General features: G+C 50.6%; 4 protein-coding genes. 3 read left to right on the top strand and 1 reads right to left on the bottom strand.

The window, feature by feature from the left end; translation table 11 throughout:
- Positions 1 to 387: 387 nt before the first annotated feature.
- A complete protein-coding gene (bamD, locus tag C7A19_RS15505; RefSeq protein ID WP_069362000.1) occupies positions 388 to 1,113 on the bottom strand; it encodes an outer membrane protein assembly factor BamD in 726 nt (241 codons plus the stop codon).
- 198 nt (positions 1,114 to 1,311) lie between these two features.
- On the opposite strand from bamD, the gene rluD reads away from it, so the two are divergent.
- The 3 genes from rluD to clpB all read left to right on the top strand — a co-directional run bounded on the left by rluD (position 1,312) and on the right by clpB (position 5,662).
- Positions 1,312 to 2,286 (top strand): 23S rRNA pseudouridine(1911/1915/1917) synthase RluD, encoded by a 975-nt coding sequence (gene rluD / locus C7A19_RS15500; protein WP_116645365.1) that lies wholly within the window; start codon positions 1,312 to 1,314, stop codon positions 2,284 to 2,286.
- Positions 2,286 to 3,008 (top strand): peptidoglycan editing factor PgeF, encoded by a 723-nt coding sequence (pgeF, locus tag C7A19_RS15495; RefSeq protein ID WP_116645364.1) that lies wholly within the window; start codon positions 2,286 to 2,288, stop codon positions 3,006 to 3,008. Before rluD ends, pgeF begins: the two co-directional genes overlap by 1 nt.
- A gap of 77 nt (positions 3,009 to 3,085) precedes the next feature.
- On the top strand, positions 3,086 to 5,662 hold the full coding sequence (clpB, locus tag C7A19_RS15490) for an ATP-dependent chaperone ClpB (protein WP_116645363.1): 2,577 nt from the start codon (positions 3,086 to 3,088) through the stop codon (positions 5,660 to 5,662).
- Positions 5,663 to 5,942 lie beyond the last annotated feature (280 nt).

Here is a 5,942-nt window from a genome sequence, read left to right as displayed (position 1 = left end):
CCTATTGCTTGTGATTTTTGATATCTGCGATGCTCATGTATTGGCATACACTGTGCTTCTCGCTTCAAAACTCCCTGCGCATAGCACGCAATTTAATTATCAAAGCAATGATATGTAAGACTTTGATGAGAAAATACAGAGCCCTGACCTCACGGTCGGGGCTTTTTTGTATCTATAGCAAGATATCACGCGTTTTGATTCAATAACTTACCGCTTCAAACTCTATAAACCGTTATACCTCAATAATGTATATCTGTGCCCACTCAACGCGGAAGCCGAGAGTCGATTCCAATATTACTCGGTGAAGCGCGCTTTTCACCGGTAATCTATGGACATAAAAAAACCTCCTTGGCGGAGGTTTTGATTATCAAGCTTTTTGACTTGCTATTACGCTGGGTTCTTAGCGATCAGTTTTCTTGTTCGCTCTGCAGGTTCTTCGAGTCCAAGCTTTTCATAGGCTTTCAGCATCAAAGGTAACGATGCGCGGGCTGCCTCTGTATCAGGGAAGTCACGCTGCAACGCTTGGCAACGGTTAACCGCGGCAACCCATGCTTCGCGACGGATGTAGTAATCAGCGGCGGCGAGCTCATAGTTGGCAAGGCGGTTTTTCAATGCGGTCATCCGCGCTTTGGCATCTGCGGCATATTCACTGTTGGGATAGCGCTCAAGTAAGCGACGAAAATCGGCAAAGGCTTTACGTGCTGGTTGCGGATCTCTGTCATCCCGCTCCATACGTAAGATATCGTGAATGAGGCTACGATCTTGGCCCATATGGACAAGACCACGCATATAAACCACCCAGTCACTTTCTGAGTGCGCTGGGTGCATACGCATAAAACGATCGATCGTGGCTTCGGCCAAAGCCAAGTCATCATTTTTGTAATATGCATAAATAAGGTCCAGCTGCACTTGATCAGAATAAGCACCAAAAGGATAGCGTGAATCTAGTGCTTCCAGCTTTTCAATCGCGGTTATCCAAGCCCCTTGATTTAACTGCGCTTCAGCATCCTGATACAGTTTGGATGGCGGATCGTCTTGAACGACTTGGTCGTTACTTGAACAACCGGCGAGTAGAGAGGCTGCGAGTAGCGCAGTCAGGGTTAGGCGTTTCATGGGTTATCGCACTTCCTTGAAAAGTTTTTATGCCATCTGGATTACGGTCGCAGCGGCAAACAGATACAATGTCATTATTCCGGCTATTTTATCCAGTGACAGGCGACTATAGCAAAAGGCGTTTGCAGGCGATATGCCAAGCGCCACTATAACGACTGTCGCAAGGGTTTAGTCATAGAAATCACAGAAAAGTTCGATATGGCACAACAGATAGAGTTATCCCATCAGATCCAAGATCATCAACTAGGTCAGCGGCTCGACCAAGCTATCGCTGAGCTGTTTCCTGATTACTCGCGCTCTCGGATCAAAACCTGGATCCAAGCCGGTCAGGTGTCACTCAATGGCGTGGCCATTGATAAACCGCGTCAAAAAGTGATGGGCGGAGAAAACGTTGAGATCACTGCGGAAATTGAAGATGACGATCGCTGGATAGCGCAAGATATTCCGCTAGATATTGTCTATGAAGATGACGACTTGTTGGTGATTAATAAACCTGCGGGGCTGGTTGTTCACCCAGGCGCAGGTTGCCCTGATGGTACTTTACTGAACGGTCTTTTGTATCGTTATCCGGAAATAGGAGACGTACCTCGAGCAGGGATCGTCCATCGTTTGGACAAAGACACCACGGGATTAATGGTGGTCGCCAAAACGATCCCAGCACAAACACGTCTAGTTCGGGCGCTACAGAAGCGGAAAATTACCCGTGAGTACGAAGCGATTGCGATTGGCAATATGACCGGTGGTGGTTTGGTGGATAAGCCGATTGGCCGCCACGCAACGAAACGCACCCATATGGCGGTGCATGAATTAGGTAAGCCCGCGATCACCCATTATCGCGTGGCCGAGCATTTTCGTGGCCACACGCGGTTACGTTTGCGCTTGGAAACGGGCCGGACCCACCAGATCCGTGTCCATATGGCTTACTTGAATCATCCCTTAGTGGGCGATCCGCTATATGGTGGCAAGGCTAAACCGCCTCGTCATGCCGATGATGCGCTCATCCAAGGCTTACGCCAATTCCGGCGCCAGGCGCTACATGCGGCCATGCTACGTTTAGATCATCCGGTCACTGGCGAGCAAATGGAATGGCATGCTCCGATTCCAGATGACATGGTCGCACTGACTGAGCTGCTAAGGGATGATCAAAGCCAATATGGAGAAGAGGAATACTGATGCGCTACCTCGAGCCCGACTGGCCTGCCCCAAGCAATGTGCGTGCGCTGACGACCACGCGTGTTGGTGGCGTGAGCCATGGGCGCTTTTCGAGTTGGAACTTGGGTATGCATGTTGGCGACGCACCTGATGATGTTGCCAAAAGCCGACTGCTACTCGCAAAGCAGGTCGAGGGCGATATTACCTGGCTGGACCAAGTACATGGCACGCAGGTCGTGCACCTTCCAAGTGAAGATCCTCACCCTGAGGCAGATGCGGCCTTCGCCGAAACAACAGGCCAAGTCTGTACCATCATGACGGCTGATTGCTTGCCAGTACTTTTTTGCAGTGACGATGGTCAGCAAGTCGCGGCGGCCCACGCAGGTTGGCGCGGATTATTACATGGTGTGCTGGAATCGACATTATCGATGTTTGAGGCGCCAAGCCGATGCCTCGTTTGGCTGGGGCCTGCGATTGGCCCCCAAGCTTTCGAGGTAGGGGAAGATGTGTATCAGGCATTTACCACTTTGTCACCGGAAGCCAAGGTCGCCTTTATGCCTACCGACAGCCACAAGTACTTAGCTGATCTTTATATGCTCGCGACGCAACGACTCCAACAGGCTGGCGTTACTGCTGTTTATGGTGGGGAGTTTTGTACCTACCAGCAGGCGGATCAGTTTTATTCGTATCGACGAGATGGGCAAACAGGCCGGATGGCAACCTGCATCTGGCGGGTGAAATAAAAGCGACAAAGGTGCTTGAAAAGCGCCGCAATCGTGCCCATTTATTCATCAACTAGAGGTGTTAAGTGGGAGGAACTATGCGCCTTGACCGATTTACGAGTAAATTCCAAATTGCGATTTCTGATGCGCAATCACTCGCATTAGGGCGAGATCACCAATACATCGAGCCTGTTCACTTGATGACCGCGCTCCTGAACCAAGACAGCAGTGCCATCCGCCCGTTATTGACCATGCTGAACGTGGATGTGAGCCAGTTGCGTTCCAGTCTCTCTGAGTTATTAGACCGACTACCACAAGTCACTGGCACGGGGGGCGAAGTACAGCTTTCAAACCACCTAGGCACGCTATTTAACCTGTGCGACAAAATCTCGCAAAAGCGTAAAGATAAATATATCTCGTCAGAGCTTTTTGTTTTGGCTGCGGTGGAAGACAAAGGCCAGTTGGGAAATCTGTTGCGTAGCCACGGGTTGACGTCGCAAAAGGTTGAAGAAGCGATAGAGAAAGTCCGTGGCGGCCAGCAAGTCGATGATCCGAATGCGGAAGAGAACCGTCAAGCCCTCGAAAAATTCACCATTGATCTTACTGAGCGTGCAGAGCAAGGCAAGCTCGACCCTGTTATTGGCCGTGATGATGAAATCCGTCGTACGGTGCAAGTGTTACAACGCCGTACCAAAAATAACCCAGTGCTGATTGGTGAGCCCGGTGTAGGTAAAACCGCGATTGTCGAAGGGCTTGCTCAACGCATTGTGAATGGTGAGGTGCCAGAGGGGCTTCGCAGTAAACGCGTTCTTTCTCTTGATATGGGTTCATTAGTTGCAGGGGCGAAGTATCGAGGTGAGTTTGAAGAGCGTCTAAAAGCGGTACTCAACGAGCTTGCCAAAGAGGAAGGCAATGTCATCCTCTTTATCGATGAACTGCACACCATGGTGGGCGCAGGCAAAGCCGAAGGGGCCATGGACGCGGGGAACATGCTCAAACCTGCTCTTGCACGCGGTGAGCTACATTGTGTTGGGGCCACCACGCTGGATGAGTATCGGCAGTATGTGGAGAAAGATGCGGCATTAGAGCGTCGTTTCCAAAAAGTGTTGGTGAGTGAGCCGAATGTCGAAGACACGGTGGCCATTTTGCGAGGCCTCAAAGAGCGTTATGAATTGCATCATGCGGTAGAAATTACCGACCCGGCTATCGTTGCTGCTGCGAGCTTGTCACACCGCTATATTGCCGATCGGCAACTGCCAGATAAAGCCATCGATCTGATTGATGAGGCCGCTTCCAGTATTCGGATGCAAATAGACTCAAAGCCAGACTCACTCGACAGGCTTGAGCGTCGTATTGTGCAACTGAAGATAGAGCAGCAAGCACTGGAAAAAGAAGAAGACAGTGCGAGCCAAAAGCGCTTAGAAACGCTTCGCGACGAGTTAGAAGCAAAAGAGCGTGAGTACGCAGAATTGGAAGAGGTCTGGAACACTGAGAAAGCTGCCGTGTCTGGTGCTCAACACATTAAAGCAGCGTTAGAGCAAGCACGTACTGACATGGAAATCGCTCGTCGAGCGGGTGATTTGAGCCGGATGTCAGAGCTGCAATACGGAAAAATTCCGGAGCTTGAGAAGCAGCTGGATCTTGCCAGTCAGGCAGAGATGCAGGAAATGACGTTGCTTAAAAACCGTGTCACGGATGCGGAGATCGCAGATGTCATTGCACGCCAGACAGGCATTCCTGTGTCGCGCATGCTGGAAAGCGAGAAAGAAAAGCTACTTAAAATGGAGTCAGCGCTTCACGAGCGTGTGGTTGGACAAGATGAAGCGGTCAGTGCTGTCGGCAACGCCATTCGCCGCAGCCGAGCGGGCTTAGCGGATCCGAATCGCCCGATCGGCTCATTCCTCTTCCTAGGGCCAACGGGGGTAGGTAAAACCGAGCTATGTAAATCACTTGCCGAGTTTATGTTCGATAGCCGAGATGCCATGGTTCGGATTGATATGTCCGAATTTATGGAGAAGCACTCCGTGGCTCGCCTTGTGGGGGCGCCTCCAGGCTATGTGGGTTATGAAGAAGGTGGCTACCTGACCGAAGCGGTACGTCGCCGCCCTTACTCTGTCATTCTGCTCGACGAGATAGAGAAAGCCCATTCGGATGTGTTTAATATCTTGCTACAGGTGCTGGATGATGGTCGCCTGACGGATGGTCAAGGCCGTACCGTCGACTTTCGCAATGCGGTGGTGATCATGACGTCAAACCTTGGCTCGGAGCAGATCCAGGCGCATTTCGGTGAACTGGACTATGCGGGTATAAAACGCACCGTGATGGAAGTGGCTGCGAATCATTTCCGTCCAGAGTTCATCAACCGAATCGATGAAGCGGTGGTTTTCCATCCATTAGCCGAAGACCATATCAAAGAGATTGCGGGTCTACAGATGCAAGATCTGGCTCACCGTATGGCCGAAAGAGACTTTAAGCTTGAGGTCTCAGACGCAGCCTTAGCAAAAGTCGCTAAAGGTGGCTTTGATCCCGTCTATGGTGCGCGTCCACTCAAACGTGCTATCCAGCAGACAATTGAAAACCCGCTTGCTCAGCAAATTCTAAGTGGCGAGCTGATACCAGGGCGGTCTGTTTTCCTTGATGTTGAAAACGACCAAATCATCGCAAAACAGGACTAATAAGTGCTTATCGGACGAAAGCCACCAATTTTAGGTGGCTTTTTGCCGTGTTTTAGCGTGGAAATGCTCAGTAATAATGCATATTGTTGGGTTTTTGTTCGCCTGGAAAGTTTTTCTTAAAAACCCCTTGCGTCACAAAATTACCTCTCTATAATGCGCTTCTCGTTGGCACGGCAAGCCGCGCTAACAACGGCAAAACAGCCAAGCAAACAAAACGCTTGACTCGATGCCAAAGTGGCGTAAAATGCCACTCCCGCTCAAAATTGAGCGGCGCTCTTTA

This window comes from Salinivibrio sp. HTSP (genome assembly GCF_003390965.1).
GTDB classification, from domain to species: domain Bacteria; phylum Pseudomonadota; class Gammaproteobacteria; order Enterobacterales; family Vibrionaceae; genus Salinivibrio; species Salinivibrio kushneri.
The sequence above is the reverse complement of the archived record's forward strand: the minus strand, read 5'-3'. Positions and strand labels throughout refer to the sequence as shown.

What these genes read in the sequence shown, in the direction of transcription:
- clpB (WP_116645363.1), top strand. Translation starts at nt 3,086, where the DNA reads ATGCGCCTTGACCGATTTACGAGTAAATTCCAAATTGCGATTTCTGAT.
- rluD (WP_116645365.1), top strand. Translation starts at nt 1,312, where the DNA reads ATGGCACAACAGATAGAGTTATCCCATCAGATCCAAGATCATCAACTA.
- bamD (WP_069362000.1), bottom strand. Translation starts at nt 1,113, where the DNA reads ATGAAACGCCTAACCCTGACTGCGCTACTCGCAGCCTCTCTACTCGCC.
- pgeF (WP_116645364.1), top strand. Translation starts at nt 2,286, where the DNA reads ATGCGCTACCTCGAGCCCGACTGGCCTGCCCCAAGCAATGTGCGTGCG.